21 protein-coding genes and 4 tRNA genes are annotated in these 25,315 nt (G+C 56.4%); 21 read left to right on the top strand and 4 right to left on the bottom strand.

From position 1 onward, the window contains the following. Positions 1–83: 83 nt before the first annotated feature. The gene (gene rep, locus H7R56_RS23605; RefSeq protein WP_106929807.1) at positions 84–2,108 is read left to right on the top strand and encodes a DNA helicase Rep; all 2,025 of its coding nucleotides are present in this window, start codon (positions 84–86) and stop codon (positions 2,106–2,108) included. 40 nt (positions 2,109–2,148) lie between these two features. Here the strand turns inward: rep and gppA are convergent, their stop codons facing one another. Together gppA and rhlB are read right to left on the bottom strand one after the other, a co-directional pair. Continuing rightward, positions 2,149–3,633, bottom strand: a complete 1,485-nt coding sequence (gene gppA, locus H7R56_RS23600) for a guanosine-5'-triphosphate,3'-diphosphate diphosphatase (protein WP_106929809.1) — start codon at positions 3,631–3,633, stop codon at positions 2,149–2,151. 9 nt (positions 3,634–3,642) lie between these two features. After that, complete coding sequence (gene rhlB / locus H7R56_RS23595) at positions 3,643–4,908, bottom strand: ATP-dependent RNA helicase RhlB (protein ID WP_106929811.1); 1,266 nt, start codon at positions 4,906–4,908, stop codon at positions 3,643–3,645. Between the two features lie 143 nt (positions 4,909–5,051). Here rhlB and trxA point away from each other — a divergent pair, with 143 nt between their 5' ends. The 20 genes from trxA to H7R56_RS23495 all read left to right on the top strand — a co-directional run bounded on the left by trxA (position 5,052) and on the right by H7R56_RS23495 (position 22,147). After that, positions 5,052–5,381: a thioredoxin TrxA gene (gene trxA, locus H7R56_RS23590; RefSeq protein ID WP_106929813.1), complete on the top strand. Its 330-nt coding sequence runs from the start codon at positions 5,052–5,054 to the stop codon at positions 5,379–5,381. Between the two features lie 162 nt (positions 5,382–5,543). After that, entirely contained in the window at positions 5,544–5,627 is an 84-nt protein-coding gene (locus tag H7R56_RS23585; RefSeq protein WP_106929928.1) for a rho operon leader peptide, read from the top strand. Between the two features lie 86 nt (positions 5,628–5,713). Continuing rightward, a complete protein-coding gene (gene rho / locus H7R56_RS23580) occupies positions 5,714–6,973 on the top strand; it encodes a transcription termination factor Rho (RefSeq protein ID WP_035895778.1) in 1,260 nt (419 codons plus the stop codon). A gap of 241 nt (positions 6,974–7,214) precedes the next feature. Next, entirely contained in the window at positions 7,215–8,318 is a 1,104-nt protein-coding gene (wecA, locus tag H7R56_RS23575; protein WP_106929815.1) for a UDP-N-acetylglucosamine--undecaprenyl-phosphate N-acetylglucosaminephosphotransferase, read from the top strand. 13 nt (positions 8,319–8,331) lie between these two features. Next, the gene (gene wzzE, locus H7R56_RS23570; protein WP_106929817.1) at positions 8,332–9,375 is read left to right on the top strand and encodes an ECA polysaccharide chain length modulation protein; all 1,044 of its coding nucleotides are present in this window, start codon (positions 8,332–8,334) and stop codon (positions 9,373–9,375) included. 59 nt (positions 9,376–9,434) lie between these two features. Beyond that, complete coding sequence (gene wecB, locus H7R56_RS23565; RefSeq protein ID WP_106929819.1) at positions 9,435–10,565, top strand: non-hydrolyzing UDP-N-acetylglucosamine 2-epimerase; 1,131 nt, start codon at positions 9,435–9,437, stop codon at positions 10,563–10,565. Continuing rightward, positions 10,562–11,824, top strand: a complete 1,263-nt coding sequence (wecC, locus tag H7R56_RS23560) for a UDP-N-acetyl-D-mannosamine dehydrogenase (protein ID WP_106929821.1) — start codon at positions 10,562–10,564, stop codon at positions 11,822–11,824. Before wecB ends, wecC begins: the two co-directional genes overlap by 4 nt. Next, positions 11,821–12,888, top strand: a complete 1,068-nt coding sequence (gene rffG / locus H7R56_RS23555; protein ID WP_106929823.1) for a dTDP-glucose 4,6-dehydratase — start codon at positions 11,821–11,823, stop codon at positions 12,886–12,888. Before wecC ends, rffG begins: the two co-directional genes overlap by 4 nt. 21 nt (positions 12,889–12,909) lie before the next feature. Next, positions 12,910–13,791, top strand: a complete 882-nt coding sequence (gene rfbA, locus H7R56_RS23550; protein ID WP_106929825.1) for a glucose-1-phosphate thymidylyltransferase RfbA — start codon at positions 12,910–12,912, stop codon at positions 13,789–13,791. Beyond that, positions 13,769–14,443 carry a dTDP-4-amino-4,6-dideoxy-D-galactose acyltransferase gene (gene rffC, locus H7R56_RS23545; protein WP_106929827.1) on the top strand — a complete coding sequence of 225 codons (675 nt, stop codon included), beginning with the start codon at positions 13,769–13,771 and terminating at the stop codon, positions 14,441–14,443. The genes rfbA and rffC overlap by 23 nt, the downstream gene beginning before the upstream one ends. 4 nt (positions 14,444–14,447) lie before the next feature. Next, complete coding sequence (gene rffA / locus H7R56_RS23540) at positions 14,448–15,578, top strand: dTDP-4-amino-4,6-dideoxygalactose transaminase (protein WP_106929829.1); 1,131 nt, start codon at positions 14,448–14,450, stop codon at positions 15,576–15,578. Between the two features lies 1 nt (position 15,579). Next, complete coding sequence (gene wzxE, locus H7R56_RS23535; RefSeq protein WP_106929831.1) at positions 15,580–16,830, top strand: lipid III flippase WzxE; 1,251 nt, start codon at positions 15,580–15,582, stop codon at positions 16,828–16,830. Next, on the top strand, positions 16,827–17,906 hold the full coding sequence (locus H7R56_RS23530) for a TDP-N-acetylfucosamine:lipid II N-acetylfucosaminyltransferase (protein ID WP_106929834.1): 1,080 nt from the start codon (positions 16,827–16,829) through the stop codon (positions 17,904–17,906). Before wzxE ends, H7R56_RS23530 begins: the two co-directional genes overlap by 4 nt. After that, positions 17,903–19,252, top strand: coding sequence for an ECA oligosaccharide polymerase (wzyE, locus tag H7R56_RS23525; protein WP_106929836.1), 1,350 nt, complete (start codon positions 17,903–17,905; stop codon positions 19,250–19,252). The genes H7R56_RS23530 and wzyE overlap by 4 nt, the downstream gene beginning before the upstream one ends. Position 19,253: 1 nt before the next feature. Then, entirely contained in the window at positions 19,254–19,994 is a 741-nt protein-coding gene (gene wecG / locus H7R56_RS23520; protein WP_106929838.1) for a lipopolysaccharide N-acetylmannosaminouronosyltransferase, read from the top strand. 228 nt (positions 19,995–20,222) lie between these two features. Beyond that, positions 20,223–21,608: a bifunctional threonine/serine APC transporter ThrP gene (gene thrP / locus H7R56_RS23515; RefSeq protein WP_106929840.1), complete on the top strand. Its 1,386-nt coding sequence runs from the start codon at positions 20,223–20,225 to the stop codon at positions 21,606–21,608. Between the two features lie 102 nt (positions 21,609–21,710). Then, positions 21,711–21,787, top strand: a tRNA-Arg gene (locus H7R56_RS23510). Positions 21,788–21,843: 56 nt separating this feature from the next. Further along, positions 21,844–21,919, top strand: a tRNA-His gene (locus H7R56_RS23505). A gap of 23 nt (positions 21,920–21,942) precedes the next feature. Next, a tRNA-Leu gene (locus tag H7R56_RS23500) sits at positions 21,943–22,028 on the top strand. A 42-nt stretch (positions 22,029–22,070) separates the two neighbouring features. Continuing rightward, positions 22,071–22,147, top strand: a tRNA-Pro gene (locus tag H7R56_RS23495). 757 nt (positions 22,148–22,904) lie between these two features. Here the strand turns inward: H7R56_RS23495 and hemY are convergent. After that, positions 22,905–24,101 (bottom strand): protoheme IX biogenesis protein HemY, encoded by a 1,197-nt coding sequence (hemY, locus tag H7R56_RS23490; protein ID WP_106929842.1) that lies wholly within the window; start codon positions 24,099–24,101, stop codon positions 22,905–22,907. 3 nt (positions 24,102–24,104) lie between these two features. After that, the gene (gene hemX / locus H7R56_RS23485) at positions 24,105–25,313 is read right to left on the bottom strand and encodes a uroporphyrinogen-III C-methyltransferase (protein ID WP_106929844.1); all 1,209 of its coding nucleotides are present in this window, start codon (positions 25,311–25,313) and stop codon (positions 24,105–24,107) included. Positions 25,314–25,315: the final 2 nt, after the last annotated feature.

Below are 25,315 nucleotides of genomic sequence, written 5' to 3'. Positions count from 1 at the left end.
ACTTTACCATCTGGCGGGTAAATCTCCGCCTGACTTTCTGCTACAATCCACACCCCCGTGTTTACAGATTGAGCAATCCCTTTATGCGTTTGAACCCCGGACAACAACAAGCCGTCGAATTCGTCACCGGACCTTGCCTGGTGCTGGCGGGGGCGGGTTCCGGTAAAACTCGCGTTATCACCAATAAAATCGCCCATCTGATCCACGCCTGTGGCTATCAGGCGCGGCACATTGCCGCGGTGACCTTTACCAATAAGGCCGCGCGCGAGATGAAAGAGCGCGTAGCGCAAACGCTGGGGCGCAAAGAAGCGCGTGGGCTGATGATTTCCACGTTCCACACCCTGGGGCTGGATATCATCAAGCGTGAATATGCCGCGTTGGGAATGAAGTCGAACTTCTCGCTGTTTGACGATACTGACCAGACCGCGCTGCTCAAAGAGCTGACCGAAGGGCTGATCGAAGATGACAAGGTGGTGTTTCAGCAGCTGATCTCGACGATCTCCAACTGGAAAAACGATCTGATGACGCCAGCGCAGGCGGCGGCCAGCGCGAAAGGCGAGCGCGATCGTATCTTTGCCCACTGCTATAGCCTGTACGATGCGCATATGAAGGCGTGCAACGTGCTGGACTTTGACGATCTGATCCTGCTGCCGACGCTGCTATTGCAGCGCAATGAAGAAGTGCGCGAGCGCTGGCAAAACAAAATTCGCTACCTGCTGGTGGATGAGTACCAGGACACTAACACCAGCCAGTATGAGCTGGTGAAACTGCTGGTGGGGCAGCGCGCCCGTTTTACCGTGGTGGGTGATGACGATCAGTCTATCTACTCGTGGCGCGGCGCGCGTCCGCAGAACCTGGTGCTGTTGAGCCAGGATTTCCCGGCGCTGCGGGTCATCAAGCTGGAGCAGAACTACCGTTCGTCCGGGCGTATTCTGAAGGCGGCCAACATTCTGATCGCGAACAACCCACACGTGTTTGAAAAGCGTCTGTTCTCCGAACTGGGCTACGGACCGGAGCTGAAGGTACTGAGCGCTAATCATGAAGAGCACGAGGCGGAGCGCGTCACCGGTGAGCTGATCGCCCACCACTTTGTGAACAAAACGCAGTATAAGGATTACGCCATCCTTTACCGTGGCAACCACCAGTCGCGGGTGTTTGAAAAATTCCTGATGCAGAACCGCATCCCGTACAAAATTTCCGGCGGCACGTCGTTTTTCTCGCGCCCGGAAATTAAAGATCTGCTGGCTTATCTGCGCGTGCTGAGCAACCCGGATGACGACAGCGCGTTCCTGCGTATCGTCAACACGCCGAAACGCGAGATTGGCCCCGCGACGCTGCAAAAGCTCGGCGAATGGGCGATGACCCGTAATAAAAGCCTGTTTACCGCCAGCTTCGATATGGGGCTGAGTCAGACGCTCAGCGGGCGTGGCTATGAATCGCTGACCCGCTTTACCCAGTGGCTGGGGGAAATTCAGCGCCTGGCAGAGCGTGAGCCGATTGCCGCCGTACGCGATCTTATTCACGGCATTGATTACGAATCCTGGTTGTTTGAAACCTCGCCTAGCCCGAAAGCCGCCGAAATGCGTATGAAAAACGTCAACACGCTGTTCAGCTGGATGACGGAGATGCTCGAAGGCAGCGAGCTGGAAGAGCCGATGACCCTCACGCAGGTGGTTACCCGCTTTACCCTGCGCGATATGATGGAGCGCGGTGAAAGTGAGGAAGAGCTGGACCAGGTACAGCTAATGACCCTGCACGCCTCAAAAGGGCTGGAGTTTCCTTATGTCTTCCTGGTTGGCATGGAGGAGGGGCTGTTGCCGCACCAGAGCAGCATCGATGAAGATAACGTCGACGAAGAGCGTCGCCTGGCCTATGTGGGCATTACCCGCGCGCAGAAAGAGCTGATTTTTACCCTGTGCAAAGAGCGCCGTCAGTATGGTGAGCTGGTGCGTCCGGAGCCGAGCCGTTTCCTGCTGGAACTGCCGCAGGATGATGTCATTTGGGAGCAGGAGCGGAAGGTCATTACCGCCGAAGAGCGGATGCAGAAAGGGCAGAGCCATCTGGCAAACCTGAAAGCCATGATGGCGGCAAAGAAAGCGAAATCGTAGGCCGGATAAGCGTCAGCGCCATCCGGCAATGCGATGAACTTTAGCGTACTTCCAGCGGCCAGTGGATATAGCTTTGCCACTGGCGCTCTTGTTCCACCATCTCACGCCCGAGCGGGTGCGCGTCCAGCCAGCCATCCGGCAGGGTGACCGTCAGATTGTCGCCGTCGGCGGTAAGCGTAATGTCTGGCAGAAGGTCGTCGCGGCGACGGCTGGCAAACAGAATCGCCAGGCGCAGCAGACGACAGAGGTGCTCGGCTACGCGCGGCGGTACGGCGTTCTGCTGGTGCAGCGACGGCAGGTTGACGGCGCTGGTCTGGTTAAGCAGCAGCGTCGCAAGCAGCTTTTTCTGTGCAGGCGTGAAGCCCGGCAGATCGAGGTTACGCACCAGATAGGCGGCGTGCTGCGGCGCTTGTTTGAAATCGACGCTGAGGCCAATCTCGTGCAACGCACAGGCGCTGAGCAGAAGTTCGCGGCTCAGCGGCTCCAGTTCCCAGCTTTTAGCGACCTGATCGGCAAAATTCGCTGCCAGATGTTCCACACGGCTGGCCTGTTCAATATCAACCATAAAACGGCGCTGAATATTGCGCAGCGTGCGGCTGCGGATATCTTCATCGACCGCCAGATGCAGCATGCCGTAGACCAGCCCTTCGCGCAGTGCGCCACCGGCCAGCGTCATGCACTGGATATTCAGTTCGGTGAAAATGGCAATAAGGATGGCTAGCCCGCTTGGGAAAACCAGCGCCCGCTCCAGCGTCAGCCCTTCAATTTCCAGCTCTTCCAGACGGCCGCATTGAATCGCGCGCTGTTTCAGCTGCTGCAGCTTAGCGAGGGTGATGCGTTCATCCATTCCCTGCGCCATCATAATTTCTTGTAATGCCTGAACCGTACCGGAGGCACCAACGCAGACCTTCCAGCCGTGATGACGCAGCTCATCGGCGACCGGTTTCAGCACGTCGCGGGCGGCGCGTTCGGCTTCATCGAAATGTTCCTGCGCGAGGTTGCGGTCGGTGAAGTAGCGCTCAAGCCAGGTCACGCAGCCCATCGACAGGCTGAACAGCGAGGTGGTTTGCGCGCCGGTGCCGGTGACCAGTTCGGTGCTGGCACCGCCGATATCGACCACTAAACGACGATCGTCGCCGCCGGTGGTGTGCGCCACGCCCTGATAAATCAGGCGCGCTTCTTCTTCGCCGCGGATAACCTGCACCGGGCAACCGAGAATGTCCTGCGCTTTGGCAATGAAGACATCGGCATTAACGGCCAGACGCAGCGTTGCGGTTGCGACGATGCGGATTTGCGTCGGGGGAATATCCTGTAGCCGTTCGGCGAACAGGCGCAGGCACTGCCAGCCCTGCTCCATGGCTTCCGTCGACAGGATGTTATCCTGGCTCAGCCCGGCGGCCAGACGCACTTTACGCTTGATGCGGGTGAGCGTCTGGATGCTTCCCGCCACCTCGCGCACAATCAGCATATGAAAACTATTGGAACCGAGATCGATAGCTGCATATAGCGAGGTGGAAGTGAGCATAGCGTTTCTTTAACCTGAACGACGACGATTACGTGGCGCGCCTGAACGACGCGGGCCGTTACCCTGACGAACGCGCGTCAGACGCAGCGGCTTCGGCAGTTCGGTTAACAGCGCATCCGGGTTGTACTTACTGACCGGAATAGAATGACCGGTGTAGGCTTCAATGGCCGGCAGGTTCAGCGCATACTCTTCACATGCGAGGCTGATCGAGTGACCGCTAGCGCCCGCGCGACCGGTACGGCCGATACGGTGAACGTAATCTTCGCAATCATCCGGCAGGTCGTAGTTAAAGACGTGCGTTACGGCTGGGATGTGCAGACCACGCGCTGCGACGTCGGTTGCGACCAGAATATCGAGATCGCCACGGGTGAATTCTTCGAGAATACGCAGGCGTTTTTTCTGTGCAACGTCACCGGTCAGCAGACCAACGCGGTGACCATCGGCTGCCAGGTGGCCCCAGATGTCTTCACAGCGGTGCTTGGTGTTGGCGAAGATGATCGCGCGGTCAGGCCACTCTTCTTCCAGCAGCGTTTGCAGTAAACGCATCTTCTCTTCGTTGGAAGGGTAGAACAGCTCTTCTTTAATACGGTGACCCGTTTTCTGCTCTGGTTCGACTTCCACGTATTCGGCGTTGTTCATTTGCTCGAACGCCAGTTCACGTACGCGATAGGACAGGGTGGCAGAGAACAGCATATTCAGGCGTTGGGTAGCCGGCGGCATGCGGCGGAATAGCCAACGAATGTCTTTAATAAAGCCGAGATCGTACATGCGATCGGCTTCGTCCAGCACCACCACCTGAATCGCGCCCAGGTTGATGTGGTTCTGTTTTGCATAATCAATCAGACGACCGGTGGTGCCGATAAGAATATCGACGCCGCTTTCCAGCACTTTCAGCTGTTTGTCATAGCCGTCACCGCCGTAGGCCAGGCCCAGTTTCAGGCCGGTTGCCTGAGCCAGCGGCTCGGCATCAGCGTGAATCTGTACCGCCAGCTCACGGGTTGGCGCCATAATTAAGGCGCGCGGTTGATTCACCTGGCGGTCAGCAACTGCCGGGTGAGAAAGAAGATAATGAAACGTTGACGTCAGGAACGCCATCGTTTTTCCGGTACCGGTTTGCGCCTGTCCAGCCACATCACGTCCAGCAAGCGTCAGCGGCAAAGCCAGCGCCTGAATGGGCGTGCAATTATAAAACCCTTTGGTTTCAAGGGCTTCAACCACTTTAGGGTGCAGGGCGAAGTCGGAAAACTTCTGTTCAGTTAAATGTGTTTTGCTCATAGTGTGGTAGAATATCAGCTTACTATTGCATTAAGAAAGCGTATCCGGTGAAATAACGTCAACCTTTGTTGGCGAAGTCAACATCAACACCTCGTTGGTTAATGCTACACCAACACACCAGGCTTATTCCTGTGGAGTTAAATATGAGCGATAAAATTATTCACCTGACTGACGACAGTTTTGACACGGACGTACTCAAGGCTGACGGGCTGACACTCGTCGATTTCTGGGCAGAGTGGTGCGGTCCGTGCAAAATGATCGCCCCGATTCTGGATGAAATCGCTACGGAGTATCAGGGTAAACTGACCGTTGCGAAACTGAACATCGATCAGAACCCGGGCACTGCACCGAAGTATGGCATCCGCGGTATCCCTACGCTGCTGCTGTTCAAGAATGGCGAAGTGGCTGCAACCAAAGTTGGCGCGCTGTCTAAAGGCCAGCTGAAAGAGTTCCTCGACGCCAACCTGGCGTAAGTTATTCTCCTCGGGCGTCCCGTGTTCTTAATTTAAGCAGAACTCTGGACGCCCGGCTTTAGTCGTGCTAAGTTAAGTTTGACTTCGTTTTAAACATACCTTGTTTGAATCTTGTTTGACCCAAACCTCCCGTCGCGTTTAGCCACGTTCAGAGGTTGAAAAATTCCAGGCTTGTCACTCTTTCCGTCTTGTCGTTTCAGTTCTGCGTACTTTCCTGTGACCAGGCAGCGAACAGACATGAGTTGATGGCCGTAAACAGGCACGGATGACCCTGCCATACCATTCACAAATTAAGTTCGAGATTTACCCCGAGTTTAAGAACCCACACCATTATGAATCTTACCGAATTAAAGAATACGCCGGTTTCTGAGCTGATCACTCTCGGCGAAAATATGGGGCTGGAAAACCAGGCTCGTATGCGCAAGCAGGACATTATTTTTGCCATCCTGAAGCAGCACGCGAAGAGTGGCGAAGATATCTTTGGCGACGGTGTGCTGGAGATACTGCAGGATGGATTTGGTTTCCTCCGCTCCGCAGACAGCTCCTACCTCGCCGGCCCTGATGATATCTACGTTTCCCCCAGCCAAATCCGTCGTTTCAACCTCCGCACTGGTGACACCATCTCTGGTAAGATTCGTCCTCCGAAAGAGGGTGAGCGTTACTTTGCGCTGTTGAAAGTTAATGAAGTTAACTACGACAAGCCGGAAAACTCGCGCAACAAGATCCTGTTCGAGAACTTAACCCCGCTGCACGCAAACTCTCGTCTGCGTATGGAGCGCGGCAACGGTTCTACCGAAGACTTAACCGCTCGCGTACTGGATCTGGCCTCGCCGATCGGTCGCGGCCAGCGTGGTCTGATCGTGGCACCGCCGAAAGCCGGTAAAACCATGCTGCTGCAGAACATCGCGCAGAGCATCGCTTACAACCACCCAGACTGCGTGCTGATGGTGCTGCTGATTGACGAACGTCCGGAAGAAGTGACCGAGATGCAGCGTCTGGTGAAAGGTGAAGTTGTCGCTTCTACCTTCGACGAACCCGCATCTCGCCACGTTCAGGTTGCGGAAATGGTTATCGAGAAAGCGAAACGTCTGGTTGAACACAAGAAAGACGTTATCATTCTGCTCGACTCCATCACCCGTCTGGCACGTGCGTACAACACCGTCGTTCCGGCTTCAGGTAAAGTCCTGACCGGTGGTGTGGACGCCAACGCCCTGCACCGTCCGAAACGTTTCTTCGGTGCGGCACGTAACGTGGAAGAGGGCGGCAGCCTGACCATCATCGCGACGGCGCTGATCGATACCGGCTCTAAAATGGATGAAGTTATCTATGAAGAGTTTAAAGGTACCGGCAACATGGAACTGCACCTCTCTCGTAAGATTGCGGAAAAACGCGTCTTCCCGGCTATCGACTACAACCGTTCTGGTACCCGTAAAGAAGAGCTGCTCACCACGCCTGAAGAGCTGCAGAAAATGTGGATCCTGCGCAAAATCATCCATCCAATGGGCGAGATCGATGCGATGGAGTTCCTCATCAACAAACTGGCAATGACCAAAACCAACGACGATTTCTTCGATATGATGAAACGCTCGTAAGATTCGGTTTTTTGCCGACAAACGCCACACAATTGTGTGGCGTTTTTGTTTTTAGGAGTTTCGCCGATAGGGCTACGCTTTTTTTTCACGGACAATTGCGGTTTACGGCTACAATAATAGCTAGTTCGCAAAATCGGTTATAAATCAGGCGAGTTTCCCCAATATTCGTCAGCCTTGCTCTTCTGATGAGTTGCTATCGTGGGTATACTTTCGCTACTAATATTCGCAGCGAGTATAAATTGTGAGTTTACTGACCGTCGGTACTGACTTGCTCAGTATCTTTTTGTTCACCACCGTGTTTCTTTTTTTCGCCCGTCGGGTGGCAAAAAAGATCGGTTTGGTGGATAGACCTAATTTTCGTAAACGTCACCAGGGGATTATCCCGCTTGTGGGCGGCATCTCTGTGTATGCCGGGATCTGCTTAACTTTTGCGATTGCCAATTACTATATACCTCACGCCTCACTGTATCTCGCCTGTGCTGGCGTGCTGGTACTGGTGGGGGCGCTAGACGACCGCTACGATATCAGTGTCAAAATTCGCGCCACCATCCAGGCGCTGATTGGCATCATCATGATGACCGCTGGCGGCCTCTATTTGCGCAGCCTGGGCTACATCTTTGGCTCATGGGAGCTGGTGCTCGGCCCGTTTGGCTTCTTCCTGACGCTGTTTGCGGTGTGGGCCATCATCAATGCATTCAACATGGTTGACGGTATCGACGGGCTGCTTGGCGGCCTGTCGAGCGTCAGCTTTGGCGCAATTGGTCTTATTCTGTGGTTTGATGGGCAGACGAGCCTGGCGATGTGGTGTTTCGCGATGATTGCCGCCATTCTGCCTTATATCATGCTGAACCTGGGCGTACTGGGGCGTCGCTATAAAGTGTTTATGGGCGATGCCGGCAGTACGCTGATCGGCTTCACGGTCATCTGGATCCTGCTGGAAACTACCCAGGGTACGCATCACCCGATTAGCCCGGTGACTGCGCTGTGGATTGTGGCGATCCCGCTAATGGATATGGTCGCCATCATGTACCGCCGACTGCGTAAAGGCATGAGCCCGTTCTCGGCTGACCGTCAGCACATCCACCATCTGATCATGCGTGCAGGCTTTACCTCTCGTCAGGCTCTGGTCCTGATCACGCTTGCCGCTGCGCTGCTTGCGGGTATCGGCGTGGCCGCCGAATACACGCGCGTTGTGCCAGAATGGGCCATGCTGATACTGTTCCTGATGGCTTTCGGTCTTTATGGCTACTGCATCAAGCGAGCCTGGAAAGTGGCGCGCTTTATTAAACGCGTGAAGCGCAGAATGCGCCGGAACAGTGAAAAAAATCCAAAATTAACCAAGTAAAACTGGGGTAGTAATGACACAACCATTACCGGAAGCACAGTCAGCAAGTGCGGAGAATGAACTGGATATTCGTGGCCTGTTTCGCGCGTTGTGGTCGGGGAAACATTGGATTGTCGGCCTTGCGGTGCTGTTTGCCGCCGTGGTGCTGATTTATACCTTTTTTGCCCGGCAGGAATGGAGCACCACGGCGATCACCGATCGGCCAACGGTCAATATGCTGGGTGGCTACTATTCTCAGCAGCAGTTCCTGCGCAATCTGGACGCGAAGGTCAACCCGATGACCGCGACGCCGCCTTCGGTGATGGATGAAGTCTACAAAGAGTTCATCATGCAGCTGGCCTCCTGGGACACCCGCCGTGACTTCTGGTCGCAGACCGACTATTACAAACAGCGGATGGTGGGGAATTCCCGCGCCGATGCGGCGCAGCTGGATGACCTGATTAACGATATTCAGTTTACTCCCGGCGATGCACAAAAGAGCGTGAGCGACAGCATTAAGCTGACGGCGGAAACCGCCGCAGATGCCAATAACCTGCTGCGCCAGTACATCGCGTTTGCCAGCGAACGTGCAGCAGGGCATCTGAATGATGAACTCAACGGCGCCTGGGCTGCGAGAACGATTCAAGTGAAAGCGCAGGTGAAGCGTCAGGAAGAGGTCGCCCAGGCGATTTTCAACCGCCGTCTGCATAGCATTGAAGCGGCGCTGAAAATTGCGCAGCAGCACAATATTAACCGCAGCGTGACGGACGTTCCGGCCGATGAGTTACCGGATTCCGAGCTCTCTTTACTGGGTCGTCCAATGCTGCAGGCGCGTCTGGAAAACCTGCAGGCCGTGGGGCCGACGTTTGACCTCGATTACGATCAGGGCCGGGCAATGCTGACGACCCTCAACGTAGGGCCGACGCTGTCGAAAAGTTTCCAGACTTACCGGTATTTGCGTACGCCTGAGGAGCCGGTGAAACGTACCAGTCCGCGGCGCGTATTCCTGATGGTCATGTGGGGCATCGTCGGCGCATTGGTGGGTGCCGGGGTGGCATTGGCGCGTCGTCGCACGTAGTAAATACCCATCAATGATGAAGGGCGATGGGCCTGGTTCATCTATAGAAGAGAATCGATGTGAAAGTTCTGACTGTATTTGGCACACGTCCGGAGGCGATCAAAATGGCGCCTCTGGTCCATGCGCTAGCAAAGGATCCTCATTTTGAGGCAAAAGTATGCGTCACCGCACAGCATAGGGAAATGCTTGATCAGGTGCTACACCTCTTCTCCATCGTTCCGGACTATGACCTCAACATCATGAGTCCAGGACAGGGTTTGACCGAAATAACCTGTCGTATTCTGCAGGGGTTAAAGCCGGTTCTGGAATCCTTTAAGCCGGACGTCGTGTTAGTGCACGGTGACACGACGACCACGGCCGCCGCTAGCCTGGCGGCCTTTTATCAGCGTATTCCCGTTGGTCATGTGGAAGCGGGCCTGCGCACCGGCGATCTTTACTCGCCGTGGCCGGAAGAAGCCAACCGTACGCTTACCGGGCATCTGGCGATGTATCACTTTGCGCCAACTGAAAACTCGCGCCAGAACCTGCTGCGAGAGAATCTGTCGGACACGCGTATTTTCGTCACCGGCAATACGGTGATTGATGCCCTGTTCTGGGTGCGCGATCGGGTGATGGGCGACGAGGCGCTGCGCGCCGATCTCGAGCAGCGCTACCCGTTCCTGAACAATGGCAAAAAGATGATTCTGGTTACCGGCCATCGCCGCGAAAGCTTTGGCCAGGGCTTTGAACAAATCTGTCACGCGCTGGCTGAAGTCGCGGCGTCGAACCCGGACGTGCAGATTGTTTATCCGGTACACCTGAACCCGAACGTCAGTGAACCGGTGAACCGCATTCTGGGCCATATTGATAATGTGATACTGATCGAACCGCAGGACTATCTGCCGTTCGTCTGGCTGATGAATCACGCCTGGCTCATTCTGACCGACTCTGGCGGTATTCAGGAGGAAGCCCCGTCGTTGGGCAAGCCGGTACTGGTAATGCGCGAAACCACCGAACGGCCGGAGGCGATTGATGCCGGTACGGTGCGCCTGGTGGGCACGGATAGCCAACGCATTGTGGACGAAGTCACGCGCCTGCTGCGCGATGATGAAGAATATCAAAGGATGAGCCGGGCCCATAACCCCTACGGGGATGGCCGGGCATGCGAACGTATTTTAGCTGCATTAAAAAATAATCAGGTAACGCTATGAGTTTTTCAATCCTCTCGGTGATCGGTCTGGGCTATATCGGCCTCCCTACTGCGGCAGCCTTTGCCTCGCGGCAAAAACAGGTGGTGGGCGTAGACATTAATCAGCACGCGGTGGACACCATCAACCGCGGTGAAATTCATATTGTCGAACCCGATCTCGACAGGGTCGTTAAAACGGCGGTGGCCGACGGATATTTGCGTGCGACCACCGTACCAGAAGCCGCCGATGCTTACCTGATTGCCGTGCCGACGCCGTTTAAAGGCGACCACGAGCCGGATATGGTTTACGTGGAGGCCGCCGCGCGCTCCATTGCGCCGGTGCTGAAAAAAGGGGCGCTGGTTATTCTCGAGTCGACCTCTCCGGTAGGCGCAACCGAGCAGATGGCCGGTTGGCTGGCTGACATGCGCCCTGACCTGACTTTCCCACAGCAGGTGGGCGAGCAGGCGGATATCAACATCGCCTATTGTCCGGAGCGCGTGCTGCCGGGTCAGGTGATGGTCGAACTGATTAAAAATGACCGCGTGATCGGCGGGATGACGCCGGTGTGTTCCGCGCGCGCCAGCGAGTTGTATAACATTTTCCTTGAAGGTGAATGCGTGGTGACCAACGCCCGCACCGCCGAGATGTGCAAACTGACGGAAAACAGCTTCCGCGACGTTAACATCGCTTTTGCTAACGAACTGTCGCTGATTTGCGCCGATCAGGGGATTAACGTCTGGGAATTGATTCGCCTTGCTAACCGCCACCCGCGCGTCAATATCCTCCAGCCGGGCCCGGGCGTGGGCGGCCACTGTATCGCCGTCGACCCCTGGTTTATCGTGGCGCAGAACCCGGACCAGGCGCGCCTGATCCGCACCGCGCGCGAAGTGAACGATCACAAGCCGTTTTGGGTTATCGACAAGGTCAAAGCCAACGTCGCCGACTGCCTGGCCGCCAGCGACAAACGCGCCAGCGAATTGAAAATTGCCTGCTTCGGGCTGGCCTTTAAACCCAATATTGACGATCTGCGCGAGAGCCCGGCCATGGAGATCGCCGAGCTGATCGCCCAGTGGCACAGCGGCGAAACGCTGGTGGTGGAGCCGAATATTCATCAACTGCCGAAAAAGCTCGAGGGACTGTGCTCGCTGGTATCGCTAGAACGCGCGCTGGCCAGCGCCGACGTGATCGTCATGCTGGTTGACCATACCCAGTTTAAAGCGATCGGTAGCGAAGCGATTACCCAGCAGTACATCGTTGATACGAAAGGAGTCTGGCGTTGAAACGGATTCTGGTTACCGGCGGCGCGGGCTTTATTGGCTCCGCAGTCGTTCGCCATATCATTAGCCAGACGTCGGACAGCGTGGTGGTGGTGGATAAGCTCACCTATGCTGGCAATCTGGCCTCGTTGGCACCGGTGGCGCAGGATGCGCGCTTTGCCTTTGAACAGGTTGATATCTGCGATCGCCCGGCGCTGGACCGTATTTTTGCGCACTACCGCCCGGACGTCGTGATGCACCTGGCGGCGGAGAGCCACGTCGATCGGTCTATCGATGGCCCGGCGGCGTTTATTGAAACCAATATTGTCGGCACCTACACGCTGCTGGAAGCCGCACGTGGCTGGTGGTCGACGTTGGATGACGCGGGCAAGTCGGCGTTCCGTTTCCACCATATTTCCACCGATGAAGTGTATGGCGATCTGCATTCAACGGATGATTTCTTTACCGAAACCACGCCGTATGCGCCTAGCAGCCCTTACTCCGCATCAAAAGCCAGCAGTGACCATCTGGTGCGCGCCTGGCTGCGTACCTACGGCCTGCCGACGCTGATTACCAACTGCTCAAATAACTACGGCCCGTATCACTTCCCGGAAAAACTGATCCCGCTGACGATTCTTAATGCGCTGGCCGGCAAGCCGCTGCCGGTGTACGGCAACGGACAGCAGATTCGCGACTGGCTGTACGTCGACGATCACGCGCGCGCGCTTTACCTTGTCGCCACCGAAGGCGGCATCGGTGAAACCTACAATATCGGCGGTCACAACGAGCGTAAAAATATTGAGGTGGTCGAGACCATCTGCACGCTGCTGGAAGAGCTGGTGCCGAACAAGCCGCAGGGTATTGCGCATTACCATGACCTGATTACCTTTGTCGCCGATCGTCCCGGCCACGATTTACGCTACGCCATCGATGCGGCGAAAATCGCCCGCGAACTGGGCTGGATGCCGGAAGAGACGTTTGAAAGCGGCATGCGTAAAACGGTGCAGTGGTATCTCGCTAATGAAAGCTGGTGGCAGCAGGTACTGGACGGCAGCTACCAGGGCGAGCGTTTAGGTCTGAAGGGCTAATCTCCCCAAGGAGGACAAGCAATGAAAGGCATTATTCTTGCCGGCGGCTCAGGCACGCGCCTGCATCCGATCACCCGCGGCGTGTCGAAACAGCTGCTGCCGATTTACGATAAGCCCATGATTTACTACCCGCTGTCGGTGCTGATGCTGGCGGGTATTCGTGAGATTCTGATCATCACCACGCCGGAAGATAAGAGCTACTTCCAGCGCCTGCTGGGCGACGGGAGCGAGTTTGGCATTTCGTTACAGTATGCTGAACAACCAAGCCCCGACGGTCTGGCGCAGGCGTTTATCATTGGCGAAACCTTCCTGAACGGCGAGCCGTCTTGCCTGGTGCTTGGCGATAATATCTTTTTCGGCCAGGGCTTCAGTCCGAAGCTGCGTAACGTGGCAGCGCGCAGCGAAGGCGCGACGGTGTTTGGCTACCAGGTCATGGACCCGGAACGTTTTGGCGTGGTGGAGTTTGACGATAACTTTCAGGCACTGTCGCTGGAAGAGAAACCGAAGCAGCCGAAATCAAACTGGGCGGTGACCGGGCTCTATTTCTACGATAGCAACGTGGTGGAGTACGCCAAACGCGTGAAGCCTTCTGAGCGCGGTGAACTCGAGATCACCTCGATTAACCAGATGTATCTGGATGACGGCAAGCTGACCGTGGAACTGCTGGGCCGTGGTTTTGCCTGGCTGGATACCGGCACGCACGACAGCCTGATTGAAGCGAGTATGTTCGTACAGACGGTCGAAAAGCGGCAGGGTTTTAAAATTGCCTGCCTGGAAGAGATCGCCTGGCGCAACGGCTGGCTCGACGATGAAGGCGTAAAACGCGCCGCCGCCGGGCTGGCGAAAACCGGTTATGGCCAATACCTGCTGGAGCTGCTCCGTGCCCGTCCGCGCCAATATTGACCCCCTTGTGTGGGAAAATCAGTTTTTCGGCGTCAACAGCGCCATTGTCCGCTTTGCCGATGACGCGCCGTCGCTGACTGCCGAACGGCTGGCGGGCTGGTCGCGCGTGCAGGCCAAAATTGCCGCGCACCAGGTGGCGCAGCTGGATGCGCTGCAGGCACTGGGCTTTCAACTGGTGGAAGGTGAAGTCGATTTGGCGCTGCCCGTCACGCCGGTGACCTGCCCGCAGGCGCAGGTGGCCAGCGAGTCGGATATCCCGGAATTACGGGCGCTGGCGGCACAGGCGTTTGCGTTAAGCCGCTTTCGTGCGCCGTGGTACGCCGCCGACGCCAGCGGCCGTTTCTACGCGCAGTGGATAGAAAATGCGGTCAAAGGCACCTTTGATAATCAGTGTCTGGTGTTTCGCGATGAACAGGGTGCTATCTGCGCCTTCGTTTCCCTACGAGAATTAAACGCCTGCGACGCGAGAATCGGCCTGCTGGCCGGGCGCGGCGCGGGCGCAGAATTGATGCAGGCCGCAATACGCTGGGCGTATACTCGCGGCCTGACGACGCTTCGGGTGGCCACGCAGGCCGGCAATACCGCAGCACTTCAACGCTATATTCACAGCGGCGCTAACGTGGTTAGCACCGCGTACTGGCTATACAGGTGACACCATGATTCCATTTAACGCCCCACCGGTTGTGGGTACTGAACTCGATTACATGCAATCCGCGATGGGCAGCGGCAAACTGTGCGGCGATGGCGGCTTTACCCGCCGCTGCCAGCAGTGGATGGAGCAGCGCTTCGGTAGCGCCAAAGTCCTGCTGACGCCGTCCTGCACTGCGTCGCTGGAGATGGCAGCAATCCTGCTGGATATCCAACCGGGCGATGAAGTGATTATGCCGAGCTACACCTTCGTCTCTACCGCCAACGCCTTCGTGCTGCGCGGGGCGAAGATTGTGTTCGTGGATGTGCATAAAGAGACGATGAACATCGATGAGACGCTGATTGAAGCGGCGATCACCGACAAAACGCGCGCCATTGTGCCGGTGCACTACGCGGGCGTGGCCTGTGAAATGGACACCATCATGGCGCTGGCGAAGAAGTACAATCTGTTCGTCGTTGAAGATGCCGCGCAGGGCGTGATGTCGACCTACAAAGGTCGCGCGCTGGGTTCCATTGGCCATATTGGCTGCTTTAGCTTCCACGAAACCAAAAACTACACCGCGGGCGGTGAAGGCGGCGCGACGCTGATTAACGATCGCGCACTGGTTGAACGGGCGGAAATCATTCGTGAGAAGGGCACTAACCGTAGCCAGTTTTTCCGTGGGCTGGTGGACAAATACACCTGGCGCGATATCGGTTCCAGCTATCTGATGTCTGACTTGCAGGCCGCCTATCTGTGGGCGCAGCTGGAAGCCGCAGACCGTATCAACAAACAGCGTCTCTCCCTTTGGCAGCGCTACTACGACGCGCTGCTGCCGCTGGCACACGCCGGGCGTATTGACCTGCCGGTTGTGCCGCAGGAGTGTGGCCATAACGCGCACATGTTTTACATCAAGCTGCGCGATGTTGAAGATCGCGGTGCGCTGATTAACTGGCTGAAGGAGGCGGAGATTCTGGCAGTGTTCCACTACATTCCGCTGCACTCCTGCCCGGCGGGCGAGAAATTCGGTGAGTTCCACGGCGAAGATCGCTACACCACGAAAGAAAGTGAGCGGTTACTACGCTTACCGCTGTTCTACAACCTGTCGCCGGTCGATCAGCGCACGGTTATCAATACGCTACTGAGCTATTTCGCCTGATATGTCGTTGGCAAAAGCTTCGATGTGGACCGCCGCGTCCACGCTGGTCAAAATTGGCGTTGGCCTGCTGGTAGTCAAGCTGCTGGCGGTATCGTTTGGCCCTTCGGGCGTGGGTCAGGCGGGTAACTTCCGCCAATTGGTGACCGTGCTTGGCGTGCTCGCCGGAGCGGGTATTTTCAACGGGGTGACGAAACTGGTCGCCCAGCATCACGACGAGCCGACGCGTTTGCGTCAGGTCGTGGGTACCTCCTCGGCGATGGTGCTGGCTTTCTCCACGCTGCTGGCCGTGATTTTTCTGCTGGCGGCCGCGCCGATAAGCCGCGGCCTTTTCGGCCATGCGGACTATCAGGGGCTGGTGCGTCTGGTGGCGCTGGTGCAGATGGGGATCGCCTGGGCGAACCTGCTGCTGGCGCTGATGAAAGGCTTTCGCGATGCGGCCGGTAATGCGCTGTCGCTGATTGCCGGCAGCCTGATTGGCGTGGTGGCGTACTATGCCTGCTATCGGCTTGGCGGCTATCAGGGCGCGCTGTTGGGGCTGGCGCTGGTGCCGGCGCTGATTGTCATTCCGGCGGCGATCATGCTGACCCGACGCCGTGCCATCCCGTGGGGCTATCTTAAGCCACAGTGGGACACCGCGCTGGCCAGTCAGTTGGGTAAGTTTACCCTGATGGCGCTGATGACGTCGGTCACCATGCCGGTGGCCTACGTGATGATGCGAAACCTGATGGCAGCGCACTACAGCTGGGATGAAGTCGGTATCTGGCAGGGCGTCAGCAGTATCTCAGATGCCTATTTGCAGTTTATTACCGCCTCATTCAGCGTTTATCTGCTGCCGACGCTGTCGCGCCTGACGGCCAAAGCAGAAATCTCGCGGGAAATCGGCCGATCGCTGAAATTTGTCCTGCCCGCCGTGGCTGCCGCGAGCCTGACCGTCTGGCTGCTGCGTGATTTTGCCATCTGGCTGCTGTTCTCGTCGAAGTTTGTTGCCATGCGTGACCTGTTCGCGTGGCAGCTGGTGGGCGATGTATTGAAAGTAGGCGCTTACGTTTTTGGTTATTTAGTCATCGCGAAGGCATCGCTGCGTTTCTACATTCTGGCCGAGCTGAGCCAATTTGCGCTGCTGACGGCGTTTTCCCAGTGGTTGATTCCGGTACACGGCGCGCTGGGGGCGGCACAGGCTTACATGGCGACCTATATTGTTTATTTCACGCTGTGTTGCAGCGTATTTTTAATTTGGCGTAAACGGCAATGACCGAACTGATACATGTCCTGGGATCGGATATCCCTCATCACAACCAGACGGTGCTGCGGTTTTTTGCCGATGAGCTGGCCGCAGAGCCCGCGCACGCCCGTCAGTTTATGGTGGTGAGCAAGGACGACGGCCTGGCGGCCGCATTTCCTTCGCTGATGATTGAACGCTACGCCGATAAATCGGCGCTGGCGAAAGCCGTGGTGACGAAGGCGAAAGCCAATCGCCAGCAGCGGTTTTTCTTCCACGGGCAGTTTAATACTGGCATCTGGCTGGCGCTGTTGAGCGGGGGCCTGAAGCCGTCGCAGGTGAGCTGGCATATCTGGGGGGCCGATCTTTATGAAGTCTCCCGCGGCCTGAAGTTCCGCCTGTTTTATCCGCTGCGGCGCATGGCGCAAGGGCGCGTAGGGCGCGTGTTTGCTACCTGCGGCGATCTGAGCTATTTCGGCAATATGCATCCGCAGGTGCCCGGTGAACGGCTCTATTTCCCGACGCGTATGGACCCGACGCTCAATGCGCTGGCCGATCCTACGTCGCGAGAAGGTAAGCTGACCATTCTGGTGGGCAACTCTGGCGATCGCAGCAATGAACACATTGCCGCCCTGAAGGCCGTGCATCAGCAGTTTGGCGATACGGTTAACGTCATTGTGCCGATGGGCTACCCGGCGAATAACGACGTCTATATTGCTGAAGTAGACAGCGCCGCTCAGGCATTGTTTAGTCAGGAAAATGTACAGATTCTGCGCGAAAAGCTGGAATTTGATGCCTACCTTGCGCTGTTACGCCGCTGCGATCTGGGCTATTTTATTTTTGCGCGCCAGCAGGGCATCGGCACGCTGTGTCTGCTGATTCAGGCGGGGATCCCCTGCGTGCTGAACCGGCAGAATCCGTTCTGGCTGGATATGGCCGAGCAAAATATCCCGGTGCTGTTTACCGACGACGCGCTGACCGTACCGGTGGTGCGCGAAGCCCAGCGTCAGCTGTCGCTGGTGGATAAAAATGCGATTGCCTTTTTCAAACCGAATTATCTGGCGCCGTGGCATCGGGCGCTGCAACTGGCGGCGGGGGAAGCGGTATGAGCGAAATGCAGTTTACCGGGCTGTTTGTCGTCTGGCTGCTGTCGACGCTGTTTATCGGCACGTTGACCTGGTTTGAGTTCCGCCGCGTGCGCTTTAACTTCAACGTCTTTTTTTCGTTGTTGTTCCTGCTGACCTTTTTCTTCGGCTTCCCGCTGACCTGTACGCTGGTGTTCCGTTTCGGCGTGGGCGTTTCACCACCCGATGTGCTGTTGCAAACGCTGCTGATCTCCGTGTGTTTCTACGCGGTGTATTACGTCACCTACAAAACCCGGCTGCGCTCTGCCCATTCACAGGTGCCGCGTCGCCCGCTGTTCACGATGAACCGCGTTGAGACGCATATTACCTGGGTGCTGCTGATGGGGATCGCGCTGTTCACCGTCGGCACTTTCTTCCTGCATAACGGCTTCCTGCTGTTTAAGCTGCATTCGTACAGCCAGATTTTTTCCAGCGAGGTGTCCGGCGTCGCGCTTAAACGTTTCTTTTACTTCTTTATTCCGGCGATGCTGGTGGTCTATTTCCTCAAGCCCAGCTGGAAGCGGTGGATTGGCTTCCTGATTGCTACCGTCGCCTTCGGGCTGCTGACCTACGCCATTGTCGGTGGTACGCGGGCAAATATTATTATCGCTTTTGCCATCTTCCTGTTTATCGGCATCATTCGCGGCTGGATTTCACTGTGGATGCTGGCGGCGGCCGGGGTAATGGGTATTGTCGGCATGTTCTGGCTGGCGCTGAAGCGCTACGGTATGAACGTGAGCGGCGATGAAGCGTTTTATACCTTCCTCTACCTGACGCGCGATACCTTCTCGCCGTGGGAAAACCTGGCACTGCTGCTGCAAAACTACGACAAAATCGATTTTCAGGGGCTGGCACCGATGGTGCGCGACTTCTATGTGTTCATTCCCAGCTGGCTGTGGCCGTCGCGTCCGAGCATTGTGCTGAACACGGCGAACTACTTTACGTGGGAGGTTCTTAACAACCACTCCGGGCTGGCGATTTCCCCCACGCTGATTGGTTCGCTGGTGGTGATGGGCGGCATGTGGTTTGTCCCACTGGGCGCCGTGGCGGTAGGGCTGATAATCAAGTGGTTCGACTGGCTTTATATGCTCGGCAATCGGGAAAACAACCGCTATAAGTCGGCTATTTTGCACAGCTTTTGCTTCGGCGCGATCTTCAACATGATTGTGCTGGCGCGTGAAGGCCTGGATGCCTTCGGTTCTCGCGTCGTTTTCTTTATGGTGATTTTTGGATTCTGTTTGCTGGTGGCAAAACTGTTGTACTGGTTGTTTGAGCGCGCGGGGCTGATTCATCAGCGGTTAAGACGCCCTTCGCACGTTGGAGAAGCATAAGATGGCTGAATCACAGACCGCACCGACCTACGCCGTGCGTGGGATAAACCTGATCGGCTGGCGCAATATGCAGCACGCGCTGGACTATCTGTATGCGGGCGGTACCCTGAAGCAAGGAACGCTGGTGGCGATTAATGCCGAGAAGATCCTGACGCTGGAAGATAACCCTGAAGTACGGGCGCTGATTAACGCCGCCGAGTTTAAGTATGCCGACGGTATTTCCGTGGTGCGTTCAATCCGCAAGAAATATGCGCAGGCCAACGTGTCGCGCGTGGCGGGCGCCGACCTGTGGGAAGCACTGATGGCACGCGCGGGAGCGGAAGGCACGCCGGTATTTTTAGTCGGCGGCAAGCCGGACGTGCTGGCCGAAACGGCGCAAAAACTACGACAGCAGTGGAACGTGAATTTGGTCGGGACGCAGGACGGCTACTTTACCGCCGACCAGCGCCAGGCGCTGTTTGCGCGTATTCGCGACAGCGGGGCGAAGATCGTGACCGTGGCAATGGGGTCTCCTAAGCAGGAGCTTCTGATGCGCGACTGCCGTCAGGTGCATCCGGACGCGCTTTATATGGGCGTTGGCGGCACCTATGACGTTTTTACCGGCCACGTGAAGCGTGCGCCGAAGGTGTGGCAGAACCTGGGGCTGGAGTGGCTGTACCGCCTGCTGTCTCAGCCAAGCCGCATCAAGCGTCAGCTGCGGCTGCTGCGCTACTTACGCTGGCATTACACCAATAATCTCTGAATTTTCTGCGCGTTACCGTGAATGTATTGCGTATTTTCTGCGTAATACATTCACAAGCCCGATACTTTATCCCTCATTTATATTTGCCATTTAATCGAATTTGTTAAACCATTCCCATGCCCTGACGATGTATCCGTATTTTTACTGATACGTCCGCATCCGAAAGACATCTTTTTTTATAAAAATAAAACCGGCATCGACCGGACACATGCAAACACAAGAGGATTTATGGCAGAGAAGAAACCGGAGCTCCAGCGCGGTCTGGAAGCCCGTCATATCGAATTGATTGCCCTTGGCGGCACCATCGGCGTGGGCCTGTTTATGGGCTCGGCAAGCACCCTGAAGTGGGCCGGACCGTCGGTGCTGCTGGCCTATATTCTGGCGGGGGTTTTTGTCTTCTTCATTATGCGGTCGATGGGCGAAATGCTGTTCATTGAGCCGGTAACCGGCTCGTTCGCCGTTTATGCGCACCGTTATATGAGCCCGTTCTTTGGTTATCTTACCGCCTGGTCATACTGGTTTATGTGGATGGCGGTGGGGATCTCGGAAATTACCGCCATTGGGGTGTACGTCCAGTTCTGGTTCCCGGAAATGGCGCAGTGGATCCCGGCGCTCATTGCCGTGGGGCTGGTGGCGCTGGCGAACCTGGCCGCGGTGCGCCTGTACGGTGAAATCGAGTTCTGGTTCGCGATGATCAAGGTGACCACCATCATCGTCATGATCGTGATTGGCCTCGGCGTCATTTTCTTTGGCTTCGGCAACGGCGGCCACTCAATTGGTTTCAGCAACCTGACCGAACACGGAGGCTTCTTTGCGGGCGGCTGGAAGGGCTTCCTGACGGCGCTGTGCATCGTGGTGGCGTCATACCAGGGCGTGGAGCTTATCGGCATGACCGCCGGTGAAGCGAAGAACCCGCAGGTGACGCTGCGCAGTGCGGTTGGCAAAGTGCTGTGGCGTATCCTGATTTTTTACGTGGGTGCGATTTTCGTTATCGTTACCATCTTCCCATGGAATGAAATTGGCACTAACGGCAGCCCGTTCGTGCTGACCTTTGCCAAAATTGGTATCACCGCTGCGGCCGGTATCATCAACTTTGTGGTGCTGACGGCCGCGCTGTCCGGCTGTAACAGCGGGATGTACAGCTGCGGGCGTATGCTCTATGCGCTGGCGAAAAACCGTCAGCTGCCGGCGGCGATGGCGAAAGTCAGCAAAAGCGGCGTACCGGCGGCCGGGGTGAGCGTATCCATTGTGGTTCTGCTGATTGGCTCCTGTCTGAACTACGTCATTCCGAATCCGCAGCGCGTCTTCGTGTACGTGTATAGCGCCAGCGTGCTGCCGGGGATGGTGCCGTGGTTTGTGATTCTGATTAGCCAGCTGCGCTTCCGTCGTGCGCACAAGGCGGCGATTGCCAGCCACCCGTTCCGCTCGATTATGTTCCCGTGGGCCAACTATTTGACCATGGCGTTCCTGATTTGCGTGCTGATCGGCATGGGCTTCAATGACGATACCCGTATGTCGCTGTTTGTGGGCGCGCTGTTTTTGGCCATCGTTACCGTGGTTTATAAGGTTTTTGGTATGGGCAAGGGCGTTGACGTGCAAAAATTGCAGAAATAAGCAACAAAACGCACAAACCATGAGCAAACGATAATTTTCTTTAAAAAGGCACTAGACAGCGGGGTAGGAAGTCCGTATTATCCGACCCCGCAACGGCGCTAAGCGCCCGTAGCTCAGCTGGATAGAGCGCTGCCCTCCGGAGGCAGAGGTCTCAGGTTCGAATCCTGTCGGGCGCACCATTTACCCGGTGCTGGAGCTGCGGTGGTTTTTATAACCGCGTAAAAGATTTGCAGTGGTGGCTATAGCTCAGTTGGTAGAGCCCTGGATTGTGATTCCAGTTGTCGTGGGTTCGAATCCCATTAGCCACCCCATTATTTGATAGAGTTGTGAATTTGCGAAGGTGGCGGAATTGGTAGACGCGCTAGCTTCAGGTGTTAGTGTCCTTTGGATGTGGGGGTTCGAGTCCCCCCCCTCGCACCACGACTTTAACGAATTGAACTAAAAATTCAAAAAGCAGTATTTCGGCGAGTAGCGCAGCTTGGTAGCGCAACTGGTTTGGGACCAGTGGGTCGGAGGTTCGAATCCTCTCTCGCCGACCAATTTTGAACCCCGCTTCGGCGGGGTTTTTTGTTTTCTGCTATCTCATGCACTTTCTGCCGCAATAAACGTTCTGTCGACATCATTCCTGGTAAATACAATAACGTCAGGCGTCTCACTTTTTTGTCTTATCACCCATTCTTTGCTGTGTGCCTTTATTTTGTGCCAGCGGCATAGGTTTCATATTATCTTTCAGACGAGTTTTCCCTGGCCGTGTGAAAGCCAATAGTGCCGTGATGGCGCCCCTGGAGAGTCGTTGCCGGGAAAACGATGGCCCCCCTATTCAAATATCATGCTAAGACATGCTTCGTGTTTCCCCGCGTTCTTTATCTATGCTTTTTATTATTGGCGAGATATGTATTCATTAGATAAAAATAATGAAGGCGACGTATTTATGTGCGCTATTTATATGCCGCGACGGCGAAAAAAAACGTTCATTTTTCTGTAACGGAAGGTGTCATCGCCGAAGATCCTGTGACATAATGCGCCGCGTAGATGCTCATTCCATCTCTTATGTTCGCCTTGTGCCTCATAAACTCAGGAATGACGCAGAGCCATTGACGGTGCTTATCGTCCACTGACAGATGTCGCGTATGCCTCATCAGACACCATGGACATAACGTTGAGTGAAGCACCCATTAGTTGTCGAATTAAACCTGTTTAACGCCTGCTCCCAAAAGAGCAGGCGTTTTTTTATGGCAAAAGGCAAATCGGTCGAAAAAAAAGGGGCCAGATGGCCCCTTTTGAGATAGGTAAGCGTTACGCCGGCGGATTGTTTTGCAGCGTCAGCATCAGACCGTCGCGGCGCATGGCGGCGGCTTCTTCCGGCTGCTTCAAGCGGTCGAGCGTATCGGCAAGCCATGCATAGTCGAAGGCGTCAGGGCGCTGTTTGAGCGCGGCGCGGAAGGCCAGGCTCGCTTCTTGCCATTCGCCGTGCTTCATCAGCGATTGCCCCAGCGTACTCCACAGCAGTGGGCGGTCGCCCACGGTTTTGATCTGCTGGCGCAGCAGTTTTTCCATCTGCTCCGGATTATTGGTGCGCAGACGCGGGATCAGCATCACCAGACGATCGTCATATTGACGTTTCAGCCCATCGATGATGATCTGCTGGGCGGTGTCATGATCGTCACACTCAATCAGATGATCCGCCATGGCCACCTGCAGGGCAACCTGATGACGGGTTTTACGGCTCTGATTTTTCCACCACTCGCGTAACCCTTCGCTGCCGCCATCGGCGCGGGCTTGATCCATCAGGCCAATCCACGCCTGCTGCTCCAGCGCCGCACGGTGGGCGTCATCTCCGACGTTGGCTTTTGCCATCGATGGGATGATATCCAACAGCGAACTCCACGCGCCGGTTTCAATATAGGCCTGCTCGGCCAGACGCAGCACTTCCGGATGGCGCGGCGCGACCTCCAGCAGCTTATCAATGCCGTGGCGTGCGGCGTGGGTTTCATGGCGCGCCAGCTGCAAGCGTACGCGGGTAATTTCCACGGGAATCAGGTCATTACCGGCGTTTTCAGCGGCGCGCTGCAGATGTTGGTTCGCACGGGCTTCATCACCACGCTGCTGCGCAGCTTCGGCCGCCAGCAGGTAGTTCACCACCGGTTGCTCAGCGTGATCGGCATTTTTCGACATCAGCTTTTCAACCTGCTGATAGTCGCCTTCCGCCAGCTTCAGCAGGGCTTGTTCCGTTTGTTTACGCGCCCGACGGCGTTTACGGCCAACGAACCAGCCGCGGGTGTGGGCGCTGGTGCGGAAGATGCGGCGTAAAATCCACTCTATGGCGAACAGCACGACCATCATCAGAATCATGATGATAACCAGACCGGTAACGCTGGTTTCAATATTGTAGTTATCGGTCTGAATCAGCACGTAGCCCTGGTGGCCTGCGATCATCGGGCCTATCACCACGCCGGCGATCAGCAGCGCAAAGAGCAAAAGAACTTTAAGCATCGATTACTCTCCTTGCGGTGCGGCAGGGGTGGGCGGCACGGGCGCGGCCTGGGCGGCGGCAGGTGGCTCTGCCGACGGCTGCTCGACGGCGGGCTGCGCCATCAGATTACGCACGCGGGTCTGCATCAGTTTTTCCAGAATCGGCTGGCTTTGCAGCGTTTCCGGTACGTCCATCGCGATGCTCTGCTGGCTGAGCTGGTCTATCTCGCTCAGGAAGGTTTTCGTCGCCGCGTCTTCGGTATCGTAGTACGCGCGTACCCAGGTGGAGACGTTATCCAGCGCCTGCTTGTAGGTTTCTTGCTGATGGCGCGGTACCGCCTGCGCGGCGGCCAGCAGCTGCGCGCGGATATTTTCGCGCAGATAGATATCCTGGTTTGGCGCCAGCAGCGGGACGGCGGTTTCATCGCGGCGGCGAATGGTAATAAAGCTGTCCATAAAGTTCTGCCAGCTTTTTTGCAGATTGACGCGCCATTCGCTCAGCGACGCCGACAGCTCGCTGTCATCGCTGTCCATCGGGGAGTCGTCGGTATTGTTGTCCGCAAGGCGCAGATTATCGACCTGGTTTGCCAGCTGGTTCACTTTCAGAATAATGCCATCGAAGTCGACCTGTGAAACGGCCGAAAGGCTGGCGATGTCTTCAGTGATGGCGCGGCGCGCGGTAATCAGGCTGGGATCGTTCATGTCCGCCAGGCTGGCATCAGCGCTTTTCAGCAGCGCAGCGGCGGTGGTCACGTCCTGGTCGCTCCACAGCTTACGCCCGGCCAGCTTCACGAGGAAATCGGCCTGGGCCAGTAGCCAGGTTTTTGAATCGGTGCCGGAGATGGCGGCCACTTTTTGCTGCACTTCATCCAGCTGTTTGGCCATCGCGCTCTGCTGGGCTTTTGCCTCTTCCAGCTGCGTGGCCTGCTGTTTAAGGGTGGTTTCCAGCGCCTCTTTTTGCGCGTCCTGCGTTTTTTGCAGGGCGATAAGCTGATTGGCGAGCGTATCGCTGGCGGTGGATTGATTGACGGCCTGCTGTTTGCCCCAGCCGTACAGGCCGACGCCGGCAGCCAGCGCGATGGCAATGGCAACGGCGCTCAGCACCAGACTGGTTTTCCCGCCGGTATTTTTCTTCTCAGCATTTTCTGGCTTACGAGTCTCGGGCTGCGGCGTGGTGGTCACGACGTCTTCGGACTCTTCAACCACGGCGGAGTTTTCTTTTTGTTCCGTCATTA

The organism is Klebsiella sp. WP3-W18-ESBL-02, from assembly GCF_014168815.1.
Taxonomy (GTDB): domain Bacteria; phylum Pseudomonadota; class Gammaproteobacteria; order Enterobacterales; family Enterobacteriaceae; genus Kluyvera; species Kluyvera ascorbata_B.
The sequence above is the reverse complement of the archived record's forward strand: the minus strand, read 5'-3'. Positions and strand labels throughout refer to the sequence as shown.

What these genes read in the sequence shown, in the direction of transcription:
- rffA (WP_106929829.1), top strand. Translation starts at nt 14,448, where the DNA reads ATGATTCCATTTAACGCCCCACCGGTTGTGGGTACTGAACTCGATTAC.
- hemX (WP_106929844.1), bottom strand. Translation starts at nt 25,313, where the DNA reads ATGACGGAACAAAAAGAAAACTCCGCCGTGGTTGAAGAGTCCGAAGAC.
- rfbA (WP_106929825.1), top strand. Translation starts at nt 12,910, where the DNA reads ATGAAAGGCATTATTCTTGCCGGCGGCTCAGGCACGCGCCTGCATCCG.
- H7R56_RS23530 (WP_106929834.1), top strand. Translation starts at nt 16,827, where the DNA reads ATGACCGAACTGATACATGTCCTGGGATCGGATATCCCTCATCACAAC.
- wecG (WP_106929838.1), top strand. Translation starts at nt 19,254, where the DNA reads ATGGCTGAATCACAGACCGCACCGACCTACGCCGTGCGTGGGATAAAC.
- wzzE (WP_106929817.1), top strand. Translation starts at nt 8,332, where the DNA reads ATGACACAACCATTACCGGAAGCACAGTCAGCAAGTGCGGAGAATGAA.
- thrP (WP_106929840.1), top strand. Translation starts at nt 20,223, where the DNA reads ATGGCAGAGAAGAAACCGGAGCTCCAGCGCGGTCTGGAAGCCCGTCAT.
- rep (WP_106929807.1), top strand. Translation starts at nt 84, where the DNA reads ATGCGTTTGAACCCCGGACAACAACAAGCCGTCGAATTCGTCACCGGA.
- wzyE (WP_106929836.1), top strand. Translation starts at nt 17,903, where the DNA reads ATGAGCGAAATGCAGTTTACCGGGCTGTTTGTCGTCTGGCTGCTGTCG.
- rhlB (WP_106929811.1), bottom strand. Translation starts at nt 4,908, where the DNA reads ATGAGCAAAACACATTTAACTGAACAGAAGTTTTCCGACTTCGCCCTG.
- trxA (WP_106929813.1), top strand. Translation starts at nt 5,052, where the DNA reads ATGAGCGATAAAATTATTCACCTGACTGACGACAGTTTTGACACGGAC.
- wzxE (WP_106929831.1), top strand. Translation starts at nt 15,580, where the DNA reads ATGTCGTTGGCAAAAGCTTCGATGTGGACCGCCGCGTCCACGCTGGTC.
- rho (WP_035895778.1), top strand. Translation starts at nt 5,714, where the DNA reads ATGAATCTTACCGAATTAAAGAATACGCCGGTTTCTGAGCTGATCACT.
- wecC (WP_106929821.1), top strand. Translation starts at nt 10,562, where the DNA reads ATGAGTTTTTCAATCCTCTCGGTGATCGGTCTGGGCTATATCGGCCTC.
- hemY (WP_106929842.1), bottom strand. Translation starts at nt 24,101, where the DNA reads ATGCTTAAAGTTCTTTTGCTCTTTGCGCTGCTGATCGCCGGCGTGGTG.
- gppA (WP_106929809.1), bottom strand. Translation starts at nt 3,633, where the DNA reads ATGCTCACTTCCACCTCGCTATATGCAGCTATCGATCTCGGTTCCAAT.